The sequence below is a fragment of the Rubrivivax gelatinosus IL144 genome (assembly GCF_000284255.1).
Classification (GTDB): Bacteria; Pseudomonadota; Gammaproteobacteria; order Burkholderiales; family Burkholderiaceae_C; genus Rubrivivax; species Rubrivivax gelatinosus_A.
This window is the reverse complement of sequence record NC_017075.1, coordinates 4,752,601-4,778,457: the sequence shown is the minus strand read 5'-3', so window position 1 is coordinate 4,778,457 and position 25,857 is coordinate 4,752,601. Positions and strand designations below refer to the sequence as shown.

Here is a 25,857-nt window from a genome sequence, read left to right as displayed (position 1 = left end):
CGTCACTCCCGTCGCCTCAGCAGCAAGCCCAGGAAAAAGGGCCCGCCGACCAGCGCCGTCAGCAGCCCGGCCGGGATCTCGCTGGGCGCCAGCGCCGCGCGGGCGATCAGGTCCACCAGCACCATCGCCGTGCCACCGGCGAGCACGCAGGCCGGCACCAGCCGGCCGTGCAGCGGCCCCAGCCACCAGCGCAGCAGATGCGGCACCACCAGGCCGACGAAGCCGATCAGCCCGCCCCAGCAGACCGCCAGCGCGGTGGCCAGCGCCGCCAGCAGCACCGCCTGCGCGACCAGCCGCGGCACGCGCACGCCCATGCCGTGTGCCGCCTGTTCGCCCAGGCCCAGCGCGTCCAGCCCGAACGCCAGCCGCCGGGCGCCGGCGGCCAGCAGCACCAGCAGCGGCACGAAGGCCGCGCACTGCGCTGCGGTCGGCGTCTGCACGCCGCCCAGCTGCCAGGAGATCAGCGCGCGCAGATTGGTCGACTCGTCGCCGAAGAGCATCAGCAGCAGCCCGCGCAGCGCCGACAGGATGGCCGCCAGCGCGACGCCGGCCAGCAGCAGCCGCGCCGGCTGCCAGCCGCCGCCGGCACGGCCGACGGCCAGCACCAGCCAGCTCGCGCCCCAGGCGCCGGCAAAAGCCAGCAGCGGCAGCGACCAGCCCGGCGGCAGCCACTGCGGCAGCAGCAGCGCGATGGCCGCGCCCACCGCGGCACCCGAGGCGCTGCCCAGCAGATAGGGTTCGGCCAGCGGGTTGCGGAACACGCCCTGGAACAGCAGCCCGGCCAGCGCCAGGCAGGCGCCGACGAAAAACGCCGCCGCGACACGCGGCGCGCGCCAGACCCAGACCAGGTCGTGCATCAGCCCGTCGCCGCCCAGCCATTGCGCCGGCGCCACCCAGGCCGCGCCGCCGCTGAGCGCCAGCACCGCTGCCACCAGCAGCGCGGCGGCCAGCAGCGGCGTCGCATGCCGGGCCCTCATGCTGCCGCTCCGAAGGCCTGCGGATGCAGCGCGCGGGCGTAGGCCAGCACGGCCTCGGTCTGGCGCGGCCCGGGGATCAGGAAGTGGCTGCGCGGCAGCACGACGACCCGCCCCTCGCGCACCGCGCGCAGCCGCGACCAGCCCGGCCGGGCGGCGATCTCCGCGGCCGGCCGCGGCACCGCCTGCAGCGAGACGATGACTTCCGGGTCGCGCAGCAGCACCGCCTCGGCGCTGACCTGCTGCGCGCCGGCCAGGTCGCTGAAGACGTTGCGCCCGCCGGCGCAGGCCAGCGCGTCGTCGGCGTAATGGCCGCGGCCGACGGTCTGGTAGGCGCCGCGTGCGGCGGCCGCGGTCTCCAGGTACACGCTCGGCTGCGGCCGGCCCTGCCAGGCCTGGCGGATCGACGCCAGCGAGCCGTCGAAACGCGCCAGCAGCGCCGCCGCGGCGGTTTCGCTGCCGGTGGCGCGGCCGACGAGCTCGATGTTGCGCCGCGCCGCCGCCAGGTCCGGATGCGCCAGCACCAGCACCGCGACGCCGGCGCGTTCGAAAGGCTCGACCAGGCCCAGCGCGCTGCCGTGCGACGGCGTCAGCACGATCAGGTCCGGCCGCAGCGCCGCCACCGCCTCGGGCGAGTAGCCGAGCGCGCCGCCGACCGAGGGTTTGGCCAGCGCCGCCTCGGGATATCGCACACGCCCGCCGATCGCCGCGACGCGCGCCTCCAGCCCGAGCGCGAAGACGATCTCGATGTTGCTCGGGAAGATCGCGACGATGCGCTGTGGCGGCGCCGCCAGCCGCAGCGTTCGCCCGCTCGCGTCGACGACGCTGCGCGGCCAGGCGGCCGCCCGGGCCTCGTGCCCGGCGCCGCACAGCGCCGCGCCGGCCAGCAGCGCACGCCGCGCGGGCGACGAGGGCCCGCTCACCACTGCGCTTTCAGCCGCAGGAACAGGCTGCGCGGCGTGCCGAAGCAGCCCGCGTCCTGGGCCGAGAAGTCGTCGGCGATGTACTCGACGTCGGCCAGGTTGTCGACGCCGGCCTGCACCGACAGCCGCGGCGTCGCCTGCCAGGTGACGGCCGTCGACAGCAGCGTGTACGAGGGCAGGATCTGCGAGTGCTCGACGTTGTCGCGCAGCGGGCGCCGGCCGACGTAGTTGGCGCTGCCCGTCCACCGCCAGTCGCCTTGCGACCAGGCGAGGCCGGCGCCGGCGATGTGGCGTGCCGACATGCGCATGCGGTTGCCGGCGTAGTTGGGCCCCGGGTTGCCGGCGGCGTCGAAAGTCGGGAAGTCGCGCAGCCGCGCGTCCTGCCAGGTGTAGTGGGCATAACCCGACCAGGCGGCCGACAGCCGCCCGCGCAGCAGCGTTTCCAGCCCGCGCACGCGCGAGCTGGCGTTGGTGAAGATGAAGCTGTCGGGCCCGGTGCGGAACGATCGCTGGCCGTCGGTCTTGTCGGCCTGGAACAGCGCCACCTGGTAGCTCCAGCGCTCGTCGACGGCGCGGCCCTTGGCGCCGATCTCGAGGCTGCGCGTGACCTCCGGGCGCAGCAGCGCCGGCACGACGACGCCCGAGCGCGTGTTCAGCGCCACGGCCTGCGGCCGGAAGCCTTCGGCCCAGTTGGCGAACAGCGCGTTCTCGCTGGTGGCGGACGCCGCGTAGCGCCAGTCGGCGCCCAGGCGCGGGCTGGTGCGGCCTTCGTCCTGGCGCGCCTGCACGGCGGTGCCGCTGCGCCACAGCGTCTGCTCGAAGTGGTCGCGACGCAGGCCGGCGCTCAGGCTCAGCGTGCCGATGTCGATGCGGTCCTGCAGGTACAGGCTGCGCACGCTCTGGTCGAAACGCGAGTCGGTCACCGCACCGCGGATGCCGCGCGGGTCCTTGCCGATGTTGCTGACCGGCGTGTCGTAGTCGGGGCCGCGGTAGGTCGGCGCGCCGCTGAACGACGGCGAGGCCTGGTCCTGCCAGCCGGACTCGAGGTTCAGCCCCAGCTGCAGCGCGTGATGCGTCGCGCCCAGCTCGGCCTTGGCGTTCAGCGTGAACTCGTGGAACAGCCCGCGGTCCTGGGTGTCGGTCTCCGACCAGCCCTTGGTCACCGCGGCCGGCGGCGGCACGATGGTGATGCCGCCCTGGAACAGGCGGTCGTAGCGCGCCCAGCTGCTCAGGTGCTCGAAACTCAGCGCCGGCGTCAGGCGCACGCGGTTGCGCCAGGCCAGGCTCAGGTACTCGCCGTCGACGTGGGCGCCGGGGATGCCGTAGTTGTCTTCCGGGGCTATGCCGAACATCGGGTGGCCGTCCTTCAGCGGCACGATCGAGCCGCGTTTGGCGTTCACCTGGCTGGAGAAGAGCTGCACGCTGCTGGCCCAGTCGCGTGTCATCGCCAGCTCGCCGCCGACGCTGGCGGTGGCCTGGTCACGCGGCGTGCCGTCCTGGAAGCCGTCGACGCGGCTGTAGGCCGCGCCCACCGACAGGTGGCCGCGTTCGCCGTCCCAGCGCTGGCGCAGGCCGAGGTCGCGGCGGCCGAAGCTGCCCAGCGTCGCGCGCGCGCTGCCGCCTTCGGCCTCGGGCTCGATGAACATCTGCACGACGCCGCCGATCGCGTTGCGGCCGTACAGCGCCGAAGCCGGGCCCTTGATGAACTCGATGCGTTCCAGCAGGTCGGGCGCGACCAGCGTCAGGTCGGCATTGCCCTGCAGCAGGCGCAGCGGCACGCCGTCGATCAGCACCAGCACGTCCTGGGTGTCGCGCAGGCCGCGGGTCTCGAAACGCGTGAAGTAGTTGCCCTGGGTGCCGTGCTGCAGCCCGGGCACCGCGCGCAGCGCGTCCTCGAGCGTGCGCGCGCCGACGGCGTCCATCTCGTCGCGGCCGACGGCGTAGGTGCTGAACGGCAGGTCCAGCGGGTCCTCGGCGGCGCGCGTCGCGGTGACGACGCGGCGTTCGGCGGTGATCTGCACCGTCTCGACGGCCTCGCTCTGGGCCTGCGCGACGGCCGGCAGCGCCAGCGCCAGCACGACGGGGCGCCAGCGGCGCGACGGTGATCTTTCCTGTGGCTTCATCTTCTTCGTCTCTTCTTTTGGAGGGAGGGAAAACAGGGTCAATCGCGGCGCCAGAGCAGCACCGCGCTGCGTTTGGCGCAGCCCAGGCGCAGGCCGCGACGGCCGGGCCGCGCCGAGGCGGCGACCTGGGCCAGCACCTGCGGCCGGCGTTCGTCGCCGGGCGGCAGCCGCAGGCGTTCGATGACGTGCGCCTGGGCCGCGGCCAGCGACTCGAAACACACCTCGTAGCGCCAGTCGGCGAAGTGCAGCGCCTGCGGCGCGCGCCCGGGGCCCAGCGCGGCGAGCACACGCTCGAAGACCGGGCGCGTGTCGGCACCGTGCAGCTCGGGCGTCAGCACACCGGCCAGGCAGAACGTCGCCGGCCCGGCCTGCGCCGGCACGACCCAGGCCATGCAGCGGCGCCAGCGTGCGGCCATCGCGTCGTGGAAGGCGGCGGGCTCACGCTGCGCCGGCGGCAGGTGCGCGGCCAGCAGCGTGTCGGCGGCGACGGCGGGGTCCAGCTGCGTCCAGTCGACCGGCGAGAGTTCGAGCCGGATGCCGCGTGCGGCCAGCGCCGGGCGCAGCGCCTGCAGCCGGCGCTGCATCTCGGCTTGCGGTTCGACGGCGTGCCAGCGCGCCCCCGGCGCCAGCATGCGGCGGCTGAGCACGCCGTTGCCGGCGCCGATGTCGAGCAGATCGGGCAGCGCGCGCGGCAGCAGCGGCAGCACGGCGCGGGCATAGCCGCTGCGCACGATGCTGCGGGCGTAGAACGCCGCTTCGGCGTCGCCCCAGGCGCAAGGCGTGGCAGCGTCGGGCCGGAGCTCCGGCGCGTTGGAAGACATGGGAATACCGGCGTACGCGCCCTGGCCGCTTCCCCGCAGCCTGGCGCCTTACGGCGAGCCGCTCGCGCGGCGCGCCACCTCGTTGGCCGGTATCCGGGCTGACGGAGACGACCCGTGTGTCCTTCCCAGGAGACGACTCCCAGTGGCTTCGACACGAGCTGGGGCCGGTGAGGCCCCGTCCGCTTACCGTTGCGGGGGCAGCTCAGGTTGGGGGCCTGTGGCCCCTCCCTGATTCCCGTTGAACTGCATCCACCGGAGGGTGGGCGCGAGCACCAACGGCCGGAATCATAACCAGCGCCGTCGGCAGCCCCGTCGCGGGACCTGACCTGTATCATGCGCCGCGTTGGTGCTCGCCGAGGCTCTCCGCCGAGGCAGTTCAACGGGAATCAGGAAGGGCGAGGCCGTCACGGTGCGAGCCCCAACCTGAGCTGCCCCCGCAACGGTAAGCGGACGGAAAGACGGCCTCGTGCCGGCCCTTCCGGCCCGTGACACGGCCACTGGGACGGCGGCGCACCAGCGTCGCCACCGGGAAGGCGTCACGGACAGGTCCGCCAGCCCGGATACCGGCCAACGAGGTGGCGTGCCGCGCGAGCGGCGCGCCGTGTAGCGCACGCCGCGGGGAAGCGGCCGGGCGCGTCGAACCCGTCTTTCGTTTCCGAGCCCTCCCCCTCCCGCGCGTGCCGTGTCGCCGCGCCCGAGCCGCTTCGTGCGGCGGCGGGCGGCCGTCGTCGCGCCGTCTCGACCCAGGAGCACCCGATGCACATCGAACCCGGCGTCCTCGCCCAGACCAAGATCCTCGCTGCCAACGTCGCCGCCAGCGGCGTGCTGCTGGCGCACCTGCCCGCGCTCGCCAAGCGCCCGGCGCTGTGGCTGCGCACGGCGCTCGCGGCGGTGTTCTTCTCGCTGTTCATGCAGTCCTTCCACATGGCCGTCGGCCCGTCGGAGCTGCACTTCATCGGCGCGATGCCGATCTACCTGCTGCTGGGCTATCTGCCGACGCTGTTCGGCTTCGCGCTCGGCTTGCTGCTGCAAGGCCTGCTGTTCGAGCCGCAGGACCTGGTGCACCTGGCGGTGAACACGCTGTCGCTGGTCGTGCCGCTCACCGCGGTGCACTTCGGCATCGGCCGCCGGCTGTCGGCCGCGCAGGTCAGCGAAGCGCGTGTCGCCACGGTGCTGCGCCTGGACGCCGCCTACTACGCCGGCGTCACGGCGATGGTCGGCTTCTGGCTCGCCATCGGCCAGGAAGCGACGCCGTTCGCCGACTGGGCGCGTTTCGCTTCGTCCTACCTCGTGCTGGTGGCGCTGGAGCCGGTGTTCACGCTGCTGATCGTGCGCGCCGTGCGCCGCTGGCGCGAAGCCGGCTGGGCGCGCGCCTGCCTGGACGAGCGGCTCACCGCCGCCGCCTGACGGGCTGGTGCCATGCAGATCGAAACGCCCCCGTTCGATCGCGACAAGCCGCGCCCTCAGGGCGAACGCCGGGGGCTGGTGATCGTGCACACCGGGCCGGGCAAGGGCAAGAGCACCGCCGCCTTCGGCCTGGCGCTGCGCGCCCACGGCCGCGGCAAGGCGGTGAAGATCTTCCAGTTCATGAAAGTGCCCTCGGCACGTTTCGGCGAGCACCGGCTGTTCGAGCAACTGGGCATCCCGATCGAGGGCCTGGGCGACGGCTTCAGCTGGAAGAGCCGCGACCTCGGCCACTCCGCCGAGCTGGCGCTGGCCGGCTGGCACCGTGTGCGCGACACGGTGCTGTCGGGCGCGCACTTCCTCGTCGTGCTCGACGAGGTGATGGCGCCGCTGCGCTACGGCTGGATCCCGCTGGACGAGCTGCTCGCCTGCCTGCGCGCGCGCCCGCCGCAGGTCAACGTGCTGCTGACCGGGCGCGGCGCGCCGCCGGAGCTGATCGAGGCCGCCGACACGGTCACCGAGATGACGAAGCTGAAACACCACTACGACGCCGGCGTGCCCGCGCAGCGCGGCATCGAGGACTGAACCCATGCACAAGATCCCCGCGACCATCGTCACCGGCTTCCTCGGGGCCGGCAAGACGACGCTGCTGCGCCACCTGCTGACGAACGCCGGCGGCCGCCGCATCGCCGTCATCGTCAACGAGTTCGGCGAACTCGGCATCGACGGCGAGCTGCTGCGCGGCTGCGGCATCGGCTGCGACGAAGAAGGCCGCGACGACGGCAACCTCGTCGAACTCGCCAACGGCTGTTTGTGCTGCACCGTGCAGGAGGAGTTCGCGCCGGTGATGGAGCGTCTGGCCGAACGCCGCGATCGCATCGACCACCTCGTCATCGAGACCTCGGGCCTGGCGCTGCCCAAGCCGCTGGTGCAGGCCTTCCAGTGGCCGACGCTGCGCCACGCCTTCACGGTGGACGCCGTCGTCACCGTCGTCGACGCGCCGGCGGTGGCCGAAGGCCGGTTCGCCGACGACCCGCAGGCCGTCGACCTGCAGCGCCGCGCCGACGACAACCTCGACCACGAGTCGCCGCTGGCCGAGCTCTTCGCCGACCAGCTCGCCACCGCCGACCTCGTCGTGCTGAACAAGACCGACGTGCTCGACGCCGCGGCGCTGGCCGCCGTCGAGGCCCAGGTGCGCGCCGGCGCGCCGGCTGCCGTCAAGCTGCTCGCAGCGCAGCACGGGCGCCTGGCGCCCGACGTGCTGCTGGGCCTGGGCCGCGCCGTCGAGGACAGCATCGACGCCCGCCGCACCCACCACGACGAAGAAGAGGATCACGACCACGACGAGTTCGACTCGGTCGCGCTGACGGTCGAGGTGACGGACCGCGAGCGCCTGCTGCAGGCGCTGGCCGCGCTCGTCTCGCGCCACGAGATCTACCGCGCCAAGGGTTTCGTCGCGCTGCCGGGAGCGGCGATGCGCCTCGTCGTGCAAGGCGTCGGCGCGCGCCTGGACAGCCACTTCGACCGCGCCTGGCGCCCGGGCGAGGCACGTGTCTCGCGCCTGGTGCTGATCGGCGCCGAGCTCGACGCGGCCGTGCTGCAGCGCGAGCTGCAGCAGGCGTTGTCCGCCGGCTGAGGCCGGATGCACCTGCTGTCCACACGCGCCGCCGGCCTCGTCGACGACGAGGGCCGCGGCGTCGTGCGCCTGGCGCAGACGCCGGGCGAGATCGTCGTGCTCAGCGCCGCCGACAGCACGCTGGCGCTGCTGGCCGACACCGCCGCGGCGCTGCCCGCCGACTTCCCCAGCGTCCGCCTGGCCAACCTGATGGCGCTGCGCCAGCCGGCGTCGGTGGACCTCTACGTCGACGAGGTGCTGCAGCACGCGCGTGCGGTCGTCGTCGACCACCTCGGCAACGCCGCCGACTGGGCCTATCTCGTCGAGCAGGCCGGGCGCACGGCGCGCCGGCGCGGCCAGTGGCTGGCGCTGTTCTCGGGCGACTTCGGCGAAGACCCGCAGCTGCTCGCGCGTTCCACCGCCGCGGCCAACGACTGCCGCCTGCTCTGGCGCTGCCTGCGCGACGGCGGGCCGGCGCAGGCCGAGGCCTTCTTCGCGCTCGTCGCGCACGCCGCCTTCGGCCGCGGCGAACGCCCGTCGCTGCCCGAGCCGCTGCCTTGTGCGCTGCCTTACGTGCCGCGCGACGCCGCCGCCTGGCCTTCGCGCCCGGCCGGCGCGCCGGTGGCGCTGCTGGTTTTCTACCGGGCGCATCTGCAGTCGGGCAACACGGCGGTCTTCGACGCCCAGCTCGCGGCGCTGGCCGCCGCCGGAATGGAGCCGCTGGCGCTGGCGGTGGACACGCTGAAGAACCCCGAGAGCCTGGCGCTGCTGCGCGCGCTGGCGGCGCGCCACGCGGTCGACGTCGTGCTCAACGCGACGGCGTTCGCGCTCGGCGGCGCCGGTGCCGGTTTCACGCCGCTGGCCGGCGACGCGCCGGTGCTGCAGCTGCTGCTGGCCGGCAGCACGCGCGAACGCTGGGCCGAAGACCCGCACGGCCTGGCGCCACGCGACCTGGCGATGCAGGTCGTGCTGCCCGAGGTCGACGGCCGCATCGCGACGCGCGCGATCAGCTTCAAAGGCGTGGCCTGGCGCTGCGAGCGCACCGAGATCGACGTCGTGCGCTACCAGCCCGAGCCCGAGCGCATGCGCTTCGTCGCCGAGCTGGCGCGGCGCTGGTGCCGGCTGCGCCGCACGCCGCCGGCCGAACAGCGCCTGGCGCTGGTGCTGGCCAACTACCCGAACGACGACGCACGCCTGGCCAACGGCGTCGGCCTGGATACGCCGGCCTCGACGCGGCTGATCCTGCAGGCGCTGCACGAGGCGGGCTACGCCGTCGGCGCCTTGCCGCCCGACAGCGAGGCGCTGATGCACACGCTGGCCGCCGGCGTCACCAACGACACCGAGGCCAACGACGCGCGCCCGGCGCTGCAAAGCCTGGCGCTGGCCGACTACCGCGCCGAGTTCGAGCGTCTGCCGGCCGTCTGCCGCGACGCCGTGCTCGCGCTCTGGGGCGCGCCCGAGGCCGACCCGATGCTGCGTGCCGGGCGTTTCATGATCCCGGGGCTGCGCCTGGGCCGGGTCTTCGTCGGCGTGCAGCCGGCGCGCTCGCGCGGGCCCGACCTGCTGGCGCGTTACCACGACGCCGACCTCGTGCCGCCGCACGCCTATCTGGCGTTCTATTTCTGGCTGCGCCGCCACTGGGCGGCCGACGCCGTCGTGCACGTCGGCAAACACGGCAACCTGGAATGGCTGCCGGGCAAGAGCGTCGCGCTCGGCGAGGCCTGCTGGCCCGACCTGCTGCTCGGGCCGATGCCGCACCTGTACCCGTTCATCGTCAACGACCCCGGTGAAGGCTGCCAGGCCAAACGCCGCACGCAGGCGGTCATCGTCGACCACCTGATGCCGCCGCTGACGCGCGCCGAGTCCTACGGCGCGCTGCTCGACATCGAACGCACGATGGACGAGTACTACGAGGCGCTGGCGCTGGACCCGCCGCGCGCACGCCGGCTGCGCCAGGTGCTGCTCGGCCAGGTGATCGGCGCCGGGCTGCACCGCGAACTGGGCTTCGACGCGCCCGAGGACGACGGCCAGCGCGAGGCGCTGCTGCGCCGCCTCGACGCCTTCCTCTGCGAGCTGAAGGAAGCGCAGATCCGCGACGGCCTGCACGTCTTCGGCCGCTCGCCCGAAGGCCGGGCGCGGCGCGACACGCTGCGTGCGCTGGCGCGTTTCGAGCGCGGCGCCGCGCCGGGCGACGCCAGCCTGCTGCGTGCGCTGGCCGCCGACCTGGCGCTGGACTTCGACCCGCTGGCGCCCGACTGGGCCCGGCCCTGGGACGGCCCGCGCCCGGCGCTGCTGCTGTCTCTGGCCGACACGCCCTGGCGCCACGCCGGCCACACGCGTGAACGCCTGGAGCTGCTGGCCGAGCGCCTGCTCGAAGCGCATGCGCTGCAGCCCGACGCGCCGGCCGCAGACGCCGCCGCCTGGCCGCAGACCGCGCCGGTGCTGGCCACGCTGCGCGACGTGCTGGCGCCGCGGTTGGACGCCTGCGGCGCCGAGGAGATGCGCCAGCTGCTGCGTGGCCTGGCCGGGCGTGTCGTGCCGCCCGGGCCCAGCGGCGCGCCGTCGCGCGGCCGCGCCGACACCTTGCCGACCGGGCGCAACTTCTACGCCGTCGACACGCGCGCCGTGCCCACCGTCGCCGCCTGGACCACCGGGCGCGCCGCCGCCGAGCGGCTGGTCGAACGCCATCTGCAGGACCACGGCGCGCTGCCGGCCACGGTCGGCCTGTCGGTCTGGGGCACGAGCACGATGCGCTCGGGCGGCGAAGACCTGGCCCAGGCGCTGGCGCTGCTGGGCGCGCGGCCCAAGTGGGCCGCCGGCAGCGGCCGTGTGCTCGACGTCGAGTTGCTGCCGGTGGCCGTGCTCGGCCGGCCGCGCATCGACGTCACGCTGCGTGTCTCGGGTTTTTTCCGCGACGCCTTCCCGAACCTGATCGAGCTCTTCGACGCCGCGGTGCGTGCCGTCGCCGCCGTGCCGGCCGAAGACGAGAGCGACGACGAGAACCCGGTGCGCGCGCGTGTGCAGCGCGAGGCGCGGGCCGCCGAGCAGGCCGGGCTGGACGCCGAGGCCGCGCGGCGCCAGGCGAACTGGCGTGTCTTCGGCCCGCGCCCCGGCGGCTACGGCGCCGGGCTGCAGGAGCTGATCGCCGGCCGGCGCTGGCAGGGCCGTGGCGACCTGGCCGAGGCCTATCTGCGTGCCGGCGCCTACGCCTACGGCGGCGGCAGCGACGGCCAGGCGGCGCGCGCCGCGCTCGAGACCCGGCTGCAGGGCCTGGACCTGGTCGCGCACAACCAGGACAACCACGAGCACGACCTGCTCGACTCCGACGACTACTACCAGTTCCAGGGCGGCATGGCCGCCGCCGTCGAGGCGCTGCGCGGCAGCGCGCCGGCGCTCTACCACGGCGACCTGAGCGTGCCCGGCGCGCCGCGTGTGCGCCCGCTGCGCGAGGAGATCGCGCGTGTGCTGCGCGCCCGCGCCGTGAACCCGAAGTGGCTCGAAGGCATCCGCCGCCACGGCTACAAGGGCGCGTTCGAGATCGCCGCGACGGTGGACTTCCTGTTCGCGTTTTCGGCCACCACCGGCCTGGTCGAGGACCACCAGTACGCGCTGGTCGCCGACGCCTATCTGCACGACGAGACGACACGCGAGTTCCTGCTGCGCCACAACCCCGGGGCGCTGCGCGCCGTCGGCGAGCGCCTGCTGGAGGCGATGCAGCGCGGCCTGTGGCGCGAGCCTGGCGCCGAGCGCGAACGCATCACCGCGCACCTGCTGGCGCTGGAGCAGCGCCTCGAAGACGAAGCCTGAACGCATGAACCCCGAGACCGAGATCCCCGCCTACCCGTTCAGCGCCCTCGTCGGCCAGCCGCGGCTGCAGCAGGCGCTGCTGCTGGCCGCCGTCGACGAAAGCCTGGGCGGCGTGCTGATCAGCGGCCCGCGCGGCACCGCCAAGTCGACCGCGGCGCGTGCGCTGGCGGCGCTGCTGCCCGGTGCGCCCTTCGTCACGCTGCCGCTGGCGGCCAGCCTGGAGCAGCTGGTCGGCACGCTGGACGTCGAGGACGTGCTGCGCGACGGCCGGCTGCGCTTCAAGCCCGGCATCCTGGCGCGCGCCCACGGCGGCGTGCTCTACGTCGACGAGGTCAACCTGCTGCCCGACGCGCTGGTCGACGCGCTGCTCGACGCCGCCGCCAGCGGCGTGCACACGGTCGAGCGCGACGGCATCTCCGAGCGCCACGCCTCGCGTTTCGTGCTCGTCGGCACGATGAACCCCGAGGAAGGCGAGCTGCGGCCGCAGCTGCTGGACCGCTTCGGGCTGTCGGTCGTCATCGCCAACCCGGCCGACACCGCGGCGCGCCAGGCCATCCTGCGCGCCCGCCTGGCGTTCGATCGCGACCCGCAGCGGGTGGCGTCCGAACACGCCGCGCACGACGCCGCGCTGGCGCGTGCGATCGCCACCGCGCGCGCGCGGCTGGACGCGGTCGAGCTCGGCGACGCCGCGCTGGCGCGTGCCGCCGACCTGGCGCACGCCGCCGGCGTCGACGGCCTGCGTGCCGACCTCGTGATGCTGCGCGCCGCGCGTGCGCTGGCGGCGCTGGACGGCCGCGACGCCGTGCTTGTCCAGGACGTCGACGCCGTCGCCGACGACGCGCTGCTGCACCGCCGCCGCCACCCGGCGCCGCCGCCGGCCGCGCGCCCCGAAGCGCCACCACCACCGCCCGCGGCCTGCAGCGGCGGAGACGGCGACTGGGGCGCGCTGCCGCCGCAGCCGGCGGGTTTCGAGACCGCCTCGCTGCCCGGCACCTGGCGCCCAAAAGCCTAGGCCGCCGCGGCCCGGGCCGGCATGCCGGCCTGCCGCGGTGGCCGCTTCCCGCACCGGGCGGCACGCTGGCCGGCGCCGCGGCCACGAGCGGCGGCGCGCCCGACTGGCTGTGCACGCTGATCGCCAAAGGCCCGCAGCCGCTGGCGCCCGAACACCTGCGCCGCCGTGCCGCCGCCGCGCCGCCGCCACGCTGCCATCTGGTGCTGCTCGACACCTCGGGCTCGATGCGCCGCGGCGGCCGGCTGGCGCGCGCCAAAGGTGTCGCCGCCTGGCTGGTCGCACAGGCCGCGCGCCACGGCGACCAGCTCGGCCTGCTGGCGTTCGGCGGCGCCGGGCTGCAGTGGCTGATCGCCCCCGGCCCGGCGCGCCGCGCCGCCGCGGTGCGCCTGCCGCCGCTGGGCGGTGGCGGCGGCACGCCGCTGGCGCAGGCGCTGGCCGCCGCCGAGCCGGTGCTGCAGCGCTACGCCGGTGCCTGGCTCTGGCTGCTGAGCGACGGCCGCTGCCCCGGCGAACCGCCGGCGCCGCGTGCCGCGGCCCAGGTCGTGATCGTCGACCACGACGACGGCCCGGTACCGATCGGCCGCTGCGCCGCCTGGGCCGAGCGCTGGGGCGCGCGCTGCGTGCCGGCCCACCACATCCAAGGAGAACGACGATGAACCCGATCACCGAACTGCTGGTCTGCCACACCTGCCGCCCGGCGGGCGCGCCGCGCGAGGGCGTCGCCGCCGGCCAGCAGTTGTTCGACGCCGTGCAGGCGCTGGCCGCCGAGACGCCGGGCGCGCCGCAGGTGCGCGCCGTCGCCTGCCTGTCGGCCTGCGGCCGCGGCTGCAGCGCCGCGCTGCAGGCGCCGGGCAAGTACAGCTACGTCTTCGGCGACCTGCAGGCCGACGCGGCCAGCGCCGCCGACCTGCTGGCCGCCGCGGCGCGGCACCAGGCGCTGGAAGACGGCCAGATTCCGTGGCGCGAGCGACCCGAAGCCCTGCGCCGCGGCACGCTGGCGCGGCTGCCGCCGCCGGCCTGAGTTTCAGGCCACAGGCCTCGGGCCGCAGCGCCGTGCGGCCTGGGCTCGATGCCGGTCCGATTCAAGAAGAAAGGGGCACCGAGGTGCCCCTTCGCCTTCTGCCGCCCTGCTCAGCTCGTGCGGCGGCGCGTCGAGAAGCCCGCGGCGCCCAGCGCCGCCAGCACCAGCGCCAGCGTCGTCGGTTCGGGGACCTCGTTGGGGTCGACGACGTCGAGATTGGCGTCGAACCAGACGTACTTGTTGTTCAGCGCCGGGAACAGGCCGGCCTGCGTGGAGCCCTGCAGCACCTCGGCATTGCCCAGGCCGTCGCCGAAGCCCACGGCGGCCACCTGGCTGGTGTCGGTGTTCTCCCAGAGCATCTGCTCGTAGAAGAAGCCGATCTTGCCTTCGCCGACGGGGACCGAGAGCGCGTCCGAGCGCAGCACGAGCTGGAACGAGTTCAGCGGCGCGCCGTTGCTGTCGAAGTAGCCGACGTTGTCCCAGGTGACCACCAGCTCGTTGGCCGCGAGCTTGTAGTGCACGACGCCGGAAGCGCTGGCGCGTGTGTCGACGTCGCTGAAGTACGGCGAGATCACCGGCGCGTTGGCCCCGGTCGGGCCGCTCGGGATGAAGGCCGAGATGCCGCCGCCGAAGCTGACGTTGCCGTTGTTGTTGATGTACACGCTGTTGTACGTCGTGCCGAAGAAGCTGAAGTCGAAGCCCAGGTTCAGCTGCATGTAGCCGTCGTCGTTGCGGCCGTCGGCCTGGCCGATGTTGGCCGCGTTGCCGCCGCCGGTGGTGACGATGTTGGCGCCGAGGTCGTTGGTGTAGTAGCCCCCCGGGGTGTAGACGCCCGGCGAGGCTTTCAGCGCCGACTGCGGGATGGTGACGGTCGCGGCACCGGCCGACGCCATCGCCAGGCCTGCCGCTGCAGCGAGCGCCAGGGTTCGGAGACTCGTGTTCATCTTGACCTTTCTCTGGTGTTGTGAAGTCCGGGTCCGGCTCGTGCCGGGGCAGCCGGGCTTCTGCAAAGTGCGGGCCAAGGTCATAACTCGTTGTACGTCAATGAGTTATGAGCGAACTCGAGGCGGGCGGCGAACTTCTGTAAGGCCGACCGACAGCCTTGGCGTGTGCTTCGAAATCGTGCGGAATGCTTGCGGATTTCACCTTTTCACTGCAATCAGCGCTGATCGACCTCAAGAAGGACGGCTGCAGCCCGAACTTGAAACAAGTTTCTGCTGCGCGCTCGCGCGGCCGGACCCGCATTGCAGGAGCCCGCGTTGAATCCCTTCTCGTCATTCCGCTCGAAGATCGTCGGCCTCATCGTCCTCGCCGTCGCCGGCATGTGCCTGCTGTCGGCGATCTCGTTCTGGCAGCTGCGCAACCAGCTGATCGACGGCCGGCGGGCCGAGCTGGTCACCGCGGTGCAGTCGGCGTTCACGATCGTCGACTCGTTCCGCGCCAAGGCCGAGGCCGGCAAGATGAGCGTCGACGAGGCCAAGGCCGCGGCGGTGACCGCGCTGCGCGACTCGCGCTACGGCCCCGAGGGCAAGGACTACTTCTACATCTGGACGCTGGACTCGGTTAACGTGCTCGTGCCGAGCAAGCCCGAGTGGGCCGGCCAGCGCCTGGTCGGCAAGGTGCTCGACGCCAACGGCGTCGACGTCATCGGCACGATGATCGCCAGCCTGAAAGCCAGCGCCGACGGCAAGACCTTCGTCGAGGTCATGTTCCCCAAGCCGGGTGAGACCGTGCCGCAGGCCAAGCTGCAGTACGTGCAGCGCGTGGCCGGCTGGGACTGGATGGTCGGCTCGGGCCTGTACCTGGACGGCATCCAGGCCCAGGTGCGCGCTGCGGCGCTGAAGATGCTGGCGCTGGCCGGTTCGGTGATCCTGGTGCTCGGCGCCGCCGGTTTCTGGATCGCGCGTGTCGTGCTGCGCCAGATCGGCGGCGAGCCCGCGCAGGCGATGGCGGCGATGAAGTCGGTCGCGGCCGGCGACCTGACGGTGACCGTGCCGGTCGGCCACGCCGACAGCCTGATGGCCGAGATCGACCAGACGGTGAAGTCGCTGCGCTCGACGATCGCCAGCGTGCGCGGTTCGATCGACAGCATCAGCACCGCGTCCGGCGAGATCGCCGTCGGCAGTGCCGACCTGTCGGCGCGCACCGAGCAGACCGCGTCCAACCTGCAGCAGACGGCTTCGGCGATGGAGGAGCTGACCGGCACCGTGCAGAGCACCGCGCAGTCGGCGCGCCAGGCGCACGAGCTGTCGGAGCAGGCCGCGGCCTCGGCCGTCAGCGGCAGCCAGGCGGTCGGCAAGGTCGTCGAGACGATGGGCGCGATCAACGACAGCTCGCGGCGCATCGGCGACATCATCGGCACGATCGACGGCATCGCCTTCCAGACCAACATCCTGGCGCTGAACGCCGCGGTCGAAGCCGCGCGCGCCGGCGAGCAGGGCCGCGGCTTCGCGGTCGTCGCCGGGGAGGTGCGCACGCTGGCCCAGCGCAGCGCCCAGGCGGCGCGCGAGATCAAGTCGCTGATCCAGGAGTCGGTCGAACGGGTGGACGCCGGCAGCGCGCTGGTGACGCGCGCCGGCGACGCGATGGTCGCGTTGGAGCAGAGCGTCGGCCGCGTCTCGACGACGATCTCCGAAATCACCGGTGCCGCGCACGAGCAGTCCACCGGCATCGGCGAAGTCAACAAGGCGGTCGCCGAGCTCGACCGCGCGACGCAGCAGAACGCCGCGCTGGTCGAGCAATCGGGCGCCGCGGCCGAGAGCCTGAAGGAACAGGCGCGCCGGCTGCGCGAAGCCGTCGAGGTCTTCCGCATCTGACGCCGGCGGGTGTCTCTAGCGAGGCGCCGGCCTCGCGTCTTTAATATCGCTCAAGAGGCAACGCGCCCGCTCGCCGGGCGCGTGAGGTTTCCGCCTTGTGTGTGACCTTGTCGTCGGCCGTCCGGTCGACGGTCGTCATACGACTCGGTGCAAGCCAGAATTGAAAAAACATCAACCCGGTTCACGGGTGGCTTGCCGTCGGAGTTTCTCTTGAAGATCTTTTCGTCCTTCCGTTCCAAGATCGTCGGCCTCACCACGCTGGCGATCGCCGGGCTGTGCCTGCTGGCCGGCCTGTCGTCGTGGCAGATGCGCAACCAGCTCATCGAAGACCGCCGCAGCGAGATCGTCGCCGCGGTGCAGACCGCCTACTCCATCATCAACGGTTTCCGCCTCAAGGCCGAGGCCGGCAAGATGAGCCCCGAACAAGCGCAGGAGGCGGCCAAGGCCGCGATGCGCGAGGCGCGCTGGGGCCCCGAAGGCAAGGACTACTTCTTCGTCTGGACGCTGGACCAGGTGAACGTCGTGCACCCGGCACGGCCGGAGTGGGCCGGCCAGCGCATGGTCGGCAAGGTGCTCGACGCCAACGGCGTCGACATCATCAAGGCGATGATCGACCCGCTGAAGGCCAGCCCTGACGGCAAGGCCTTCACCCAGATCCTGTTCCCCAAGCTGGGCCAGACGCAGCCGCTGCTGAAGACGAACTACATGCAGCTCGTGCCGGGCTGGAACTGGATGGTCGGCTCGGGGCTGTACATGGACGACATCGACGCCAAGGTCTACGCCGGGCTGGCGAAGACCATCGCGGTGGCCGCCGCGGTCATCGTCGCGCTGGGCCTGGCGGGCTTCTGGATCGCCCGTGTCGTGCTGCGCCAGATCGGCGGCGAGCCGGCGCAGGCGATGGCGGCGATGAAGGCGGTGGCCGCCGGCGACCTGACGGTGTCGCTGTCCAGCGCCCACCCCGCCAGCCTGATGGCCGAGCTCGACGCGACGGTGAAGGCGCTGCGCGCGACGATCGCCAGCGTGCGTTCTTCGGTCGACAACATCGGCACGGCGTCCGGCGAGATCGCCGTCGGCAGCGCCGACCTCTCGGCGCGCACCGAGCAGACCGCATCCAACCTGCAGCAGACCGCGTCGGCGATGGAGCAGCTCACCGGCACGGTGCAGACCACCGCCCAGTCGGCGCGCCAGGCCCAGGGCCTGGCCGGCGAGGCCGCGGCTTCGGCCGTCAGCGGCAACGAGGCCGTCGGCAAGGTCGTCGAGACGATGGGCGCGATCAACGACAGCTCGCGCCGCGTCGCCGAGATCATCGCCGTCATCGACGGCATCGCCTTCCAGACCAACATCCTGGCGCTGAACGCCGCGGTCGAAGCCGCGCGCGCCGGCGAGCAGGGCCGCGGCTTCGCGGTCGTCGCCGGCGAGGTGCGCACGCTGGCGCAGCGCAGCGCCCAGGCGGCGCGCGAGATCAAGTCGCTGATCCAGGAGTCGGTCGAACGTGTCGAGGCCGGCAGCGCGCTGGTGACGCGTGCCGGCGACGCGATGGCGGCGCTGGAGCACAGCGTGGCGCGCGTCTCGACGACGATCTCCGAGATCACCGGCGCGACGACCGAGCAGTCCACCGGCATCGGCGAGGTCAACCGCGCGGTCGCCGAACTCGACCGGGCGACGCAGCAGAACGCCGCGCTCGTCGAACAATCCGGCGCCGCCGCCGAGAGCCTGAAAGACCAGGCGCGCCGGCTGCGCGAAGCGGTCGAGGTCTTCCGCATCTGAGCTCCGGCCGGGGCCGCCGCGGGCCCCGGCCTTGCGCCGACGGCGAATCTGGAAGAATCGCCGCAAAACAAGAAAACGCCGGACCACCGGCGCGCCGTCGGAGTTGTCTTGAAGTTATTCCCCCGCACCCCGGCGTCGAGCGACGCCCCGGCCGGGCTCGACGAGCCTGCCCAGCACGAGATCACCCGTCTGTGCGCCCACACCGCGGTGCTGCTGATGCAGCACGGCGCCGAGAGCGCGCTCGTCGAAGGCATGGCCCGGCGCCTCGGGCCGCGCCTGGGCGTCGCCTCGGTCGACGTCGCGCCGATGTCCAGCGCGGTCATCGTCACCACGGTCGTCGGCGGCCGCGGCGTCACCGTCGCCCAGCGCTGCGAGGACCGCGGCATCAACATGCACCTGGTCATCGAGGTGCAGCGTGCGGTGCTCGAATTCGAAGCCGGGCGCATCGATCTCGCCACCTACCGCGAACGTGTGCACGGCGTGCAGCCGCTGCGCTACCCGGCCTGGGTGGTGGCGGCCGCCGTCGGCCTGGCCTGTGCCGCCTTCGCGCGCCTGGCCGGCGCCGACGCGGTGAGCTGCGGGGTCGCGCTGGCCGCCAGCGGCGCGGCGATGTTCGTGCGCCTGCGCCTGGCGCGGCTGCACTTCAACCCGCTGCTGAACTTCTTCGTCACCGCCTTCGTCGCGACCTCGGTCGCGGCGCTGGGCCTGCGCCTGGGCATCGGCGCGCAGCCGCGCACCGCGATGGCCGCCAGCGTGCTGATGCTGGTGCCGGGCTTCCCGCTGATCAACGCGGTGTCGGACATGGTCAAGGGCTACGCCACGACCGGCATCACGCGCTGGACCGTGGCGACCATGCTGTCGGCGGCGACCTGCGGCGGCATCCTGCTGGCGACCAGCGTCTGGAACGTCTGGGGCTGGCGATGAGCGATTTCGTCTTCGAACTGCTGGCCCAGGCGCTGCTGGCGGCCGTCGCGGCGGTGGGCTTCGGCCTGTCCTTCGCGGTGCCGGCGCCGGTGCTGCCTTTCTGCGCGGTCGGCGGCGCGCTCGGCCGCGGGCTGCGCCACGCGCTCGGCCCGGCCGGCGCCGGCATGCCGCTGGAATGGGCGACGCTGGTCGCCGCGGCCACCGTCAGCCTGCTGGCGATCTGGGGCGCGCAGCGGCTGCGCGCCCACCCCAAGGCCTTCACCGTCGCCGCGATGATCCCGATGATCCCGGGCGTGCAGCTGTTCACCGCGCTGATCGCGGTGGCGCAGATGCAGCGCCACGGCGTCAGCCCCGACCTGCTCGCCAGCGCCATCGAGTCGGGGCTGGCCTCGGCGCACGTGATCGCCGCGCTGGCCGTCGGCCTGGCGGTGCCGGGGCTGCTGTTCTACCGCCGCCGGCCGCTGATCTGATCAGCGTTTGACGGCCAGCGCCTGGCCGGCGACGACCAGCGTGACGCGCGCGCAGGCCGCGGCCACCGCCTGGTGCAGCCGGCCCAGGGCGTCCAGCCAGCGCCGCGTCGCGGCGTCGGCCGGCACCGGGCCCAGGCCGGTCTCGTTGCTGACCAGCACCACCGGGCCGGGCGCGGCGCGCAGCGCCTCGCACAGCTCGCGGCAGGCGGCGTCGAAGCCGGCGTCGTCGAGCGCCGGCGCGTCCAGGCCGACGATCGCCGGCCACAGCGCGTTCGTCAGCCACAGCGTCAGGCAGTCGACGACCAGCAGTCGCTGCGGCGCCGACTGCGCGGCGATCACCGCGGCGATCGCCAGCGGCTCCTCGATGCAGCCGGCGCGCGCCAGCGTCGCGGCGCGGTCGGCGCGGTGGCGTTCGATGCGTGCGCGCATCTCCTCGTCGCTGACCGTCGCGGTGGCGACGACGACGGCCTCGTGGCCCGGCGTGGCCAGCCAGACGGCGGCCAGCTGCTCGGCGCGGCGCGTCTTGCCGCTGCGCTGGCCGCCGAGGATCAGTTCGTGTCCGGGATGCAAGGTTCTGGCGTCGTGCGGGGGCCGGCGATCATACGAGCCCCTTGTCAGGCAAGGCGGCGCGGCGCTGGTTAGCATGACGGTCCACGACGGAGCCCGCGCCATGCAGCCCAAGGACACGACGACCAACGAGGCCTACAAGGGCTTCACGAACAGCGACTGCCCGTTCTACCCCTGCCACCCGGGCGTCAAGCGCGAGTTCAACTGCCTGTTCTGCTACTGCCCGCTGAGCGCGCTGGAGTGCCCGGGCAACTACCAGGTCTTCGTCAGCGCCAACGGCGTGACGCGCAAGGACTGCTCGGCCTGCACGCTGCCGCACGACGGCTACCGCCAGTCCTGGAACTTCATCCAGAAGTGGCTGGAGCGCCCGGTGCACTGGCGCGGCCTGCCGCAGACGCGGCGCTACCCGCAGCAGCCCGAGAACGCGCTGCCCGACGAGACGACCGGCGCCTGATTCAGCGCGCCAGCGCCAGCAACGCGTCCAGGTCCAGGTCGGCTTCGAGCTGGGCGGCGTAGGCGTCGAGCAGGGCTTCGACGCGCGCGTCGTAGTCGACGCCGCCCGTGACACCCAAGGCCGCCAGCCAGCGCCGGCGCCAGCCGTCGGCGGCGAACAGGCCGTGCAGGTAGCTGCCGGCGACACGGCCGTCGGCCGACATCGCGCCTTCGGCACGGCCGTCCAGGCGCAGCCAGGGGCGTGACAGCGCCGCGCCCTCGCTACGGCCCATGTGCATCTCGTAGCCGCGCACACGTTCGCCGCTGGCGGTGTCCAGCGCGTCGACGTCGAGCAATCGTTTGGCCGGCGTGATCGTCGTCTCCAGATCCAGCAGGCCCAGCCCGGGCGTCGAGCCGGGTTCGCCTTCCAGGCCCTCGGGGTCGTGCACCGCGTGGCCCAGCATCTGCAAGCCGGCGCACAGGCCGACGACCCGGCCGCCGTGGCGCACGTGGGCGTGCAGGTCGTGCGTCCAGCCCTGGGCGTGCACGAAGGCGAGGTCGGCGCGTGTCGACTTGGAACCGGCGATGACGACGACCTGCGCTTCGCGCGGGATAGTCTCGCCCGGCTGCACCCAGCGCAGCGTGATGCCGGGCTCGGCGGCCAGCGGGTCCAGGTCGTCGGCATTGGCCAGGCGCGGCGTGCGCAGCACGGCGATGACGAGGCTGCCGCCGCTGCGGCGGCGGGCGGCGGCGTCCAGCGCCAGCGAATCTTCCTGCGGCAGCCGCGCGGCGCCGTCGAACCAGCGCACCAGCCCGCGCACCGGCCAGCCGGTGGCGGCCTCGATCTGCGCCGCGGCCGGCGCGAACACCGCCGGGTCGCCGCGGAACTTGTTGACCAGCACGCCGGCCACGCGCGCCCGTTCGCTCGCCGACCACAGCGTGTGGTGGCCGATGGCCGCGGCGGTGACGCCGCCGCGCGACTCGTCGCCGAGCAGCAGCACCGGCAGGTCGGCGGCTTCGGCCAGGCCCATGTTGCTGATGTCCTGCGGCCTGAGATAAGCCTCGGCGCCGCAGCCGGCGCCTTCGATCAGCACCAGGTCGGCCTGCTGCGACAGTCGCTCCAGGCTGTCGAGCACCGCCGGCAGCAGCCGGGGTTTCAGCGCCTGGTAACCCGCCGCCGGCCAGCGCCCGAGCACCCGCCCGCGCAGCACGACCTGGGCATCGACGTCGCTGTCGGGTTTGAGCAGCACCGGGTTCTGGTGCACCGAACGCGGCACGCCGGCGGCGCGCGCCTGCAGCGCCTGGGCGCGGCCGATCTCGCCGCTGCCGCCGCCTTCGGCCTCGCCGGCCACCGCGGCGTTGTTGCTCATGTTCTGCGCCTTGAACGGCTGCACCGCCAGGCCGCGGCGTGCATAGGCCCGCGCCAGCCCGGCGACGAGCAGGCTTTTGCCGACGTCCGAGCCGGTGCCCTGCACCATCAGCCGGCGCGCGCGCCGCGGCGCGGCCGGCGCCGGGCTGAACGGCAGCGCGTCGTTCATCGCGCCAGCGCCAGCAGCGCGTCGAGGTCCAGCGCGCGTTCGACGTGATCGGCCAGCGCGTCCAGCGTCGATTCGACCTGGGCCTCGTAGTCCAGCGCCGAGCGCTGCGCGCCGATGCGTTCGAGGAAGTGGCGGCGCCAGCCGTCGGCGGCGAACAGGCCGTGCACGTAGCTGCCCATCACGCGGCCGTCGGCCGAGACCGCGCCTTCGGGCGTGGCGCCGCCGGCGCCGTCGTCGAGCTGCAGCCAGGGGCGCGCCAGGCCGTCACCGGCCGTGCGGCCCATGTGCATCTCGTAGCCGCGCACGCGGCAGCCGCTGGCCAGGTCCTGGCGGTCGATTTCGACCAGGCGCTTGTCGTGCGTGATGACGGTCTCGACGTCGAGCAGGCCCAGGCCGGGTGTCTCGCCCGGCGCGCCTTCCAGGCCCTCGGGGTCGCGCACGACGCGGCCCAGCATCTGGAAGCCGGCGCACAGGCCGACGACGCGCCCGCCGCGGCGCACGTGGGCCAGGATGTCGGTGGCCCAGCCTTCGCGGTGCAGCGTCTCGAGGTCGGCGCGCGTGGTCTTGGAGCCGGGCAGCAGCACGAGGTCGGTGTCGGCCGGCAGCGCCTCGCCGGGCAGCAGCCAGTGCAAGGCGACGCCGGGCTCGGCGGCCAGCGGGTCCAGATCGTCGAAGTTGGCGGTGCGGCCGAGCTGCGGCACGACGATCTTCACGCCGGCGCTGCCGCCGGGCAGCGCACGCTCCAGCGCCAGCGCGTCTTCGGCCGGCAGGCGTGTCGCGGCGTCGAACCACTCGACGACGCCCAGCAGCGGCCAGCCGGTGTGTTCGCTCATCACCCGGCAGGCCGGTTCGTACAGCGAGAAGTGGCCGCGGAACTTGTTGACGACGTAGCCGACGATGCGCGCGCGCTCTTCGGGCGTGTGCAGCACGTGGGTGCCGACGACGGCGGCGATGGCGCCGCCGCGGTCGTTGTCGGTGACCAGCACCACCGGCAGGTCGGCGTCCTCGGCCAGGCGCATGTTGGTGATGTCGCAGTGGCGCAGGTAGACCTCGGTGCCGGCGCCGGCGCCTTCGACGATCACCAGGTCGGCCTCGGCGGCGACGCGGCGGTAGCTGTCCATCACCGCCGGCATCAACAGCGGCTTGAGGTTGTGATAGTGGCGCGCCGGCCAGTTGCCCAGCGCGCGGCCGCGCAGCACGACCTGCGAGCCGACGCCGAACTGGGGCTTGAGCAGCACCGGGTTGTGGTGGATCGACGGCGGCACGCCGCAGGCGCGCGCCTGCAGCGCCTGGGCGCGGCCGATCTCGCCGCGTGGCAGGCTGCCGTCGGCGTTGGGCGGCAGGTCGGAGTCGGCGCTCACCGCGGCGTTGTTGCTCATGTTCTGCGCCTTGAACGGGCGCACGGCGAGGCCGCGGCGCGCGTAGGCGCGGCACAGGCCGGCGACGAGCAGGCTCTTGCCGACGTCCGACGCGGTGCCCTGCAGCATCAGCGCGCGGCCGCGCCGCGGCACGGCGGCGTCGAGCATCGGAACCTGGAGATCGGGCAGCGGCGGCGGGAGGTCGGGGACGGGCGTCACTTCAGCGTACGGCGGGGCGCCACGGCGGCGCCGGCCGATTATCCGGGTGACCCGCCGGCGCGCGGCGCTGTCGCCCGACCTGCTAGATTCGACCGTTTCCCCGCCCGCCGGGGACCGACTCCACTTCCCGCCGCATGTTCAAGAACGCCCTCGTCTACCGCATCGAACACTGGGACGCGCCCGATCTCGCCGAGATCGAGGACCGTCTGGCCGGCGCCCGCTTCCTGCCCTGCGGCGCCACCGACCCCGAGTCCTCGGGTTTCGTCGAGCCGCGCGGCGAGAACCACGGCGCGCTGGCCGAGAACGTCGGCGGCCAGATCATCCTGAAGCTGCGCGCCGAGACCAAGGCCGTGCCCGGCGGCGTCGTCAAGGACGAGCTCGAGCGCCGGCTCGACGCCGTCGAGCAGGAGACCGGCCGCCGCCCCAAGGGCAAACGCGCCAAGGAGCTGAAGGAGGAGATCGTGCGCGAACTGCTGCCGCGCGCCTTCCCCAAGCGCTCGGCGACCATGGTCTGGATCGCGCCCAAGGCCGGGCTGGTCGTGCTCGGCGTCACCGGCGCGAAGAAGGCCGACGCCATCGTCACCCGCCTCGTCGAGCTGATGGGCGGGGGCTTTCGCCTCGGGCTGGCGCAGACCCAGCTCGCGCCGGCCACCGCGATGGCCGCCTGGCTGGCCGACAAGGAAGCGCCGGCCGGCTTCACGATCGACCGCGACTGCGAGCTCAAGCAGCCGGACAGCGAGAAGGCCGCGGTGCGCTACGCGCGCCACACGCTGGAGCTCGACGAGATCGGCGAGCACATCCGCGCCGGCAAGCTGCCGACGCAGCTGGCGATGACCTGGCAGGGCCGGGTGTCCTTCGTGCTCGCGGAATCGATGGCCATCAAGCGCATCAAGCTGCTCGACGGCGTGCTCGAGCAGGCCGAGGCCCAGGCGCAGCGTGAAGGACGCGACTTCGACGGCGACGTCGCGCTGGTCACCGGCGAGATGACCGGGCTGATCGCCGACCTGGCCGAGGCGCTGGGCGGCTGGCAGGAGCGCAGTGACGCCGCGCCGGCGCCGCTTCCCGCGCCCACGCTGGCGGCGGCCGCGACGACGACGGCGACGACGGCCGACGCGCCCTGGGATTGAGCGCCGGCACGATGTTCGGCGCCCCCGTCGCGACGCTGCTGCTGCTCGCCATCGTCGTCGCCAGCGCGGTGGCGCTGCGCTGGCGCGAGGACTGGCTCGAACGCGGCCTGTTCCGGCCGTTCTGGGTGACGCGCCGCGGCCAGTGGGGCACGGTCGTCAGCTCGGCCTTCCTGCACGCCGACTGGCCGCACCTGCTGTTCAACGCGTTCACCTTCTGGGCGTTCGCGTTCGCGCTGGAGCGGCGCATCGGCAGCGCCGCGTTCGCCCTGCTGTACTCGGCGGGCATCGCCGGCAGCGCCTTCGGCACCTGGCTGCAGCACCGGCGCGAGCCGGCCTACCGCACGCTGGGCGCCTCGGGTGCGGTGCTGGCGGTGCTGTTCGCCTCGATCGTCTATTTCCCGACCGGGTCGATCTACGTCTTCCCGCTGCCGGTGCCGCTGCCCGCGCCCTTGTTCGCGCTGGGCTACCTCGCGTACACGATCTGGGCGTCGCGCCAGGATTTCGGCCGCGTCAACCACGACGCGCACCTCGGTGGTGCAGTCGTCGGCCTGGTTTTTGTCGGCATCACCGACCCGACGGCCGTCGCGGTGGCGCTGGCCGCCTGGCTGGGCTGATCAGCGTTCGTACAGGCCCAGGGCGATCGCCTGCGCCGGAACGTCGCGGCCGCGGTCGTCGAGTTCGTGCAATCGCCGCTCGAGGTCGGCGTCGTCCTCGCTGGTGGCGAGGTAGTTCTCGTCGCGTTCCTGCTGCGATTCCAGGTCGGGCAACAGGGCTTTCAGGATCTCGACAACGCTCATGGCTCCACAGGCCGGCTTTTGGCTGGCCCGCTCCGATGGTCTGGCAGCCAGTTTGATCGTGCTCAGGTCATGCCGGATTGTGATAAATCAGAGCGCGCACGAAGCTGGCGCATCATCACGGCAGGATTGCTCGAATTTGGTG

At 73.4% G+C, this 25,857-nt stretch carries 23 protein-coding genes and 2 riboswitches; of the genes, 14 read left to right on the top strand and 9 right to left on the bottom strand.

Annotation, left to right across the window (positions count from 1 at the left end; genetic code table 11):
- Positions 1-2 precede the first annotated feature (2 nt).
- Genes RGE_RS21775 through RGE_RS21760 form a run of 4 tightly spaced genes read right to left on the bottom strand, consistent with a single transcriptional unit; the run spans position 3 to position 4,841 of the window.
- A complete protein-coding gene (locus RGE_RS21775; RefSeq protein ID WP_014430643.1) occupies positions 3-977 on the bottom strand; it encodes a FecCD family ABC transporter permease in 975 nt (324 codons plus the stop codon).
- Positions 974-1,897, bottom strand: a complete 924-nt coding sequence (locus tag RGE_RS21770; RefSeq protein ID WP_014430642.1) for an ABC transporter substrate-binding protein — start codon at positions 1,895-1,897, stop codon at positions 974-976. The genes RGE_RS21775 and RGE_RS21770 overlap by 4 nt, the downstream gene beginning before the upstream one ends.
- Positions 1,894-4,020: a TonB-dependent receptor gene (locus RGE_RS21765; protein WP_014430641.1), complete on the bottom strand. Its 2,127-nt coding sequence runs from the start codon at positions 4,018-4,020 to the stop codon at positions 1,894-1,896. The genes RGE_RS21770 and RGE_RS21765 overlap by 4 nt, the downstream gene beginning before the upstream one ends.
- A gap of 38 nt (positions 4,021-4,058) precedes the next feature.
- On the bottom strand, positions 4,059-4,841 hold the full coding sequence (locus tag RGE_RS21760) for a class I SAM-dependent methyltransferase (protein ID WP_014430640.1): 783 nt from the start codon (positions 4,839-4,841) through the stop codon (positions 4,059-4,061).
- A gap of 67 nt (positions 4,842-4,908) precedes the next feature.
- Positions 4,909-5,133, bottom strand: a riboswitch (cobalamin riboswitch).
- Positions 5,134-5,168: 35 nt separating this feature from the next.
- A riboswitch (cobalamin riboswitch) is annotated at positions 5,169-5,427 on the top strand.
- A 170-nt stretch (positions 5,428-5,597) separates the two neighbouring features.
- Here RGE_RS21760 and RGE_RS21755 point away from each other — a divergent pair.
- The 7 genes from RGE_RS21755 to RGE_RS21725 all read left to right on the top strand — a co-directional run bounded on the left by RGE_RS21755 (position 5,598) and on the right by RGE_RS21725 (position 13,700).
- The gene (locus RGE_RS21755; RefSeq protein WP_014430639.1) at positions 5,598-6,248 is read left to right on the top strand and encodes an energy-coupling factor ABC transporter permease; all 651 of its coding nucleotides are present in this window, start codon (positions 5,598-5,600) and stop codon (positions 6,246-6,248) included.
- 12 nt (positions 6,249-6,260) lie between these two features.
- Complete coding sequence (gene cobO / locus RGE_RS21750; protein WP_014430638.1) at positions 6,261-6,830, top strand: cob(I)yrinic acid a,c-diamide adenosyltransferase; 570 nt, start codon at positions 6,261-6,263, stop codon at positions 6,828-6,830.
- A gap of 4 nt (positions 6,831-6,834) precedes the next feature.
- Positions 6,835-7,881 (top strand): cobalamin biosynthesis protein CobW, encoded by a 1,047-nt coding sequence (gene cobW / locus RGE_RS21745; RefSeq protein ID WP_014430637.1) that lies wholly within the window; start codon positions 6,835-6,837, stop codon positions 7,879-7,881.
- 6 nt (positions 7,882-7,887) lie between these two features.
- The gene (cobN, locus tag RGE_RS21740; RefSeq protein ID WP_014430636.1) at positions 7,888-11,667 is read left to right on the top strand and encodes a cobaltochelatase subunit CobN; all 3,780 of its coding nucleotides are present in this window, start codon (positions 7,888-7,890) and stop codon (positions 11,665-11,667) included.
- A gap of 4 nt (positions 11,668-11,671) precedes the next feature.
- A complete protein-coding gene (locus RGE_RS21735) occupies positions 11,672-12,679 on the top strand; it encodes an ATP-binding protein (RefSeq protein WP_014430635.1) in 1,008 nt (335 codons plus the stop codon).
- 200 nt (positions 12,680-12,879) lie between these two features.
- Entirely contained in the window at positions 12,880-13,335 is a 456-nt protein-coding gene (locus RGE_RS21730) for a vWA domain-containing protein (RefSeq protein ID WP_014430634.1), read from the top strand.
- The gene (locus tag RGE_RS21725) at positions 13,332-13,700 is read left to right on the top strand and encodes a DUF1636 family protein (protein WP_014430633.1); all 369 of its coding nucleotides are present in this window, start codon (positions 13,332-13,334) and stop codon (positions 13,698-13,700) included. Before RGE_RS21730 ends, RGE_RS21725 begins: the two co-directional genes overlap by 4 nt.
- Before the next feature lie 110 nt (positions 13,701-13,810).
- Here RGE_RS21725 and RGE_RS21720 read toward each other — a convergent pair whose 3' ends face one another.
- A complete protein-coding gene (locus RGE_RS21720; RefSeq protein WP_014430632.1) occupies positions 13,811-14,644 on the bottom strand; it encodes a nidogen-like domain-containing protein in 834 nt (277 codons plus the stop codon).
- 315 nt (positions 14,645-14,959) lie between these two features.
- On the opposite strand from RGE_RS21720, the gene RGE_RS21715 reads away from it, so the two are divergent.
- The 4 genes from RGE_RS21715 to RGE_RS21700 all read left to right on the top strand — a co-directional run bounded on the left by RGE_RS21715 (position 14,960) and on the right by RGE_RS21700 (position 19,677).
- Positions 14,960-16,516, top strand: coding sequence for a methyl-accepting chemotaxis protein (locus RGE_RS21715; RefSeq protein ID WP_014430631.1), 1,557 nt, complete (start codon positions 14,960-14,962; stop codon positions 16,514-16,516).
- Between the two features lie 210 nt (positions 16,517-16,726).
- The gene (locus tag RGE_RS24965) at positions 16,727-18,283 is read left to right on the top strand and encodes a methyl-accepting chemotaxis protein (RefSeq protein ID WP_014430630.1); all 1,557 of its coding nucleotides are present in this window, start codon (positions 16,727-16,729) and stop codon (positions 18,281-18,283) included.
- Positions 18,284-18,391: 108 nt separating this feature from the next.
- Positions 18,392-19,207: a threonine/serine exporter family protein gene (locus RGE_RS21705; RefSeq protein ID WP_014430629.1), complete on the top strand. Its 816-nt coding sequence runs from the start codon at positions 18,392-18,394 to the stop codon at positions 19,205-19,207.
- Positions 19,204-19,677, top strand: coding sequence for a threonine/serine exporter family protein (locus RGE_RS21700; protein WP_014430628.1), 474 nt, complete (start codon positions 19,204-19,206; stop codon positions 19,675-19,677). Before RGE_RS21705 ends, RGE_RS21700 begins: the two co-directional genes overlap by 4 nt.
- Here RGE_RS21700 and RGE_RS21695 read toward each other — a convergent pair whose 3' ends face one another.
- The gene (locus RGE_RS21695) at positions 19,678-20,247 is read right to left on the bottom strand and encodes a bifunctional adenosylcobinamide kinase/adenosylcobinamide-phosphate guanylyltransferase (RefSeq protein ID WP_014430627.1); all 570 of its coding nucleotides are present in this window, start codon (positions 20,245-20,247) and stop codon (positions 19,678-19,680) included.
- Positions 20,248-20,347: 100 nt separating this feature from the next.
- Here RGE_RS21695 and RGE_RS21690 point away from each other — a divergent pair, with 100 nt between their 5' ends.
- The gene (locus tag RGE_RS21690) at positions 20,348-20,698 is read left to right on the top strand and encodes a cysteine-rich small domain-containing protein (protein WP_014430626.1); all 351 of its coding nucleotides are present in this window, start codon (positions 20,348-20,350) and stop codon (positions 20,696-20,698) included.
- A gap of 1 nt (position 20,699) precedes the next feature.
- Here the strand turns inward: RGE_RS21690 and RGE_RS21685 are convergent, their stop codons facing one another.
- A complete protein-coding gene (locus RGE_RS21685) occupies positions 20,700-22,214 on the bottom strand; it encodes a cobyric acid synthase (protein ID WP_014430625.1) in 1,515 nt (504 codons plus the stop codon).
- A complete protein-coding gene (locus RGE_RS21680) occupies positions 22,211-23,740 on the bottom strand; it encodes a cobyric acid synthase (RefSeq protein ID WP_014430624.1) in 1,530 nt (509 codons plus the stop codon). The genes RGE_RS21685 and RGE_RS21680 overlap by 4 nt, the downstream gene beginning before the upstream one ends.
- 185 nt (positions 23,741-23,925) lie before the next feature.
- Here RGE_RS21680 and RGE_RS21675 point away from each other — a divergent pair, with 185 nt between their 5' ends.
- Positions 23,926-24,918: a recombination-associated protein RdgC gene (locus RGE_RS21675; RefSeq protein WP_014430623.1), complete on the top strand. Its 993-nt coding sequence runs from the start codon at positions 23,926-23,928 to the stop codon at positions 24,916-24,918.
- A gap of 11 nt (positions 24,919-24,929) precedes the next feature.
- Positions 24,930-25,532 (top strand): rhomboid family intramembrane serine protease, encoded by a 603-nt coding sequence (locus RGE_RS21670; RefSeq protein ID WP_014430622.1) that lies wholly within the window; start codon positions 24,930-24,932, stop codon positions 25,530-25,532.
- Here the strand turns inward: RGE_RS21670 and RGE_RS21665 are convergent, their stop codons facing one another.
- On the bottom strand, positions 25,533-25,715 hold the full coding sequence (locus RGE_RS21665; RefSeq protein ID WP_014430621.1) for a DUF3563 family protein: 183 nt from the start codon (positions 25,713-25,715) through the stop codon (positions 25,533-25,535). It lies immediately after the preceding gene.
- Positions 25,716-25,857: the final 142 nt, after the last annotated feature.

What these genes read in the sequence shown, in the direction of transcription:
- RGE_RS21775 (WP_014430643.1), bottom strand. Translation starts at nt 977, where the DNA reads ATGAGGGCCCGGCATGCGACGCCGCTGCTGGCCGCCGCGCTGCTGGTG.
- RGE_RS21765 (WP_014430641.1), bottom strand. Translation starts at nt 4,020, where the DNA reads ATGAAGCCACAGGAAAGATCACCGTCGCGCCGCTGGCGCCCCGTCGTG.
- RGE_RS21760 (WP_014430640.1), bottom strand. Translation starts at nt 4,841, where the DNA reads ATGTCTTCCAACGCGCCGGAGCTCCGGCCCGACGCTGCCACGCCTTGC.
- RGE_RS21755 (WP_014430639.1), top strand. Translation starts at nt 5,598, where the DNA reads ATGCACATCGAACCCGGCGTCCTCGCCCAGACCAAGATCCTCGCTGCC.
- cobO (WP_014430638.1), top strand. Translation starts at nt 6,261, where the DNA reads ATGCAGATCGAAACGCCCCCGTTCGATCGCGACAAGCCGCGCCCTCAG.
- cobW (WP_014430637.1), top strand. Translation starts at nt 6,835, where the DNA reads ATGCACAAGATCCCCGCGACCATCGTCACCGGCTTCCTCGGGGCCGGC.
- cobN (WP_014430636.1), top strand. Translation starts at nt 7,888, where the DNA reads ATGCACCTGCTGTCCACACGCGCCGCCGGCCTCGTCGACGACGAGGGC.
- RGE_RS21735 (WP_014430635.1), top strand. Translation starts at nt 11,672, where the DNA reads ATGAACCCCGAGACCGAGATCCCCGCCTACCCGTTCAGCGCCCTCGTC.
- RGE_RS21725 (WP_014430633.1), top strand. Translation starts at nt 13,332, where the DNA reads ATGAACCCGATCACCGAACTGCTGGTCTGCCACACCTGCCGCCCGGCG.
- RGE_RS21720 (WP_014430632.1), bottom strand. Translation starts at nt 14,644, where the DNA reads ATGAACACGAGTCTCCGAACCCTGGCGCTCGCTGCAGCGGCAGGCCTG.
- RGE_RS21700 (WP_014430628.1), top strand. Translation starts at nt 19,204, where the DNA reads ATGAGCGATTTCGTCTTCGAACTGCTGGCCCAGGCGCTGCTGGCGGCC.
- RGE_RS21690 (WP_014430626.1), top strand. Translation starts at nt 20,348, where the DNA reads ATGCAGCCCAAGGACACGACGACCAACGAGGCCTACAAGGGCTTCACG.
- RGE_RS21685 (WP_014430625.1), bottom strand. Translation starts at nt 22,214, where the DNA reads ATGAACGACGCGCTGCCGTTCAGCCCGGCGCCGGCCGCGCCGCGGCGC.
- RGE_RS21680 (WP_014430624.1), bottom strand. Translation starts at nt 23,740, where the DNA reads ATGCTCGACGCCGCCGTGCCGCGGCGCGGCCGCGCGCTGATGCTGCAG.
- RGE_RS21675 (WP_014430623.1), top strand. Translation starts at nt 23,926, where the DNA reads ATGTTCAAGAACGCCCTCGTCTACCGCATCGAACACTGGGACGCGCCC.
- RGE_RS21670 (WP_014430622.1), top strand. Translation starts at nt 24,930, where the DNA reads ATGTTCGGCGCCCCCGTCGCGACGCTGCTGCTGCTCGCCATCGTCGTC.
- RGE_RS21665 (WP_014430621.1), bottom strand. Translation starts at nt 25,715, where the DNA reads ATGAGCGTTGTCGAGATCCTGAAAGCCCTGTTGCCCGACCTGGAATCG.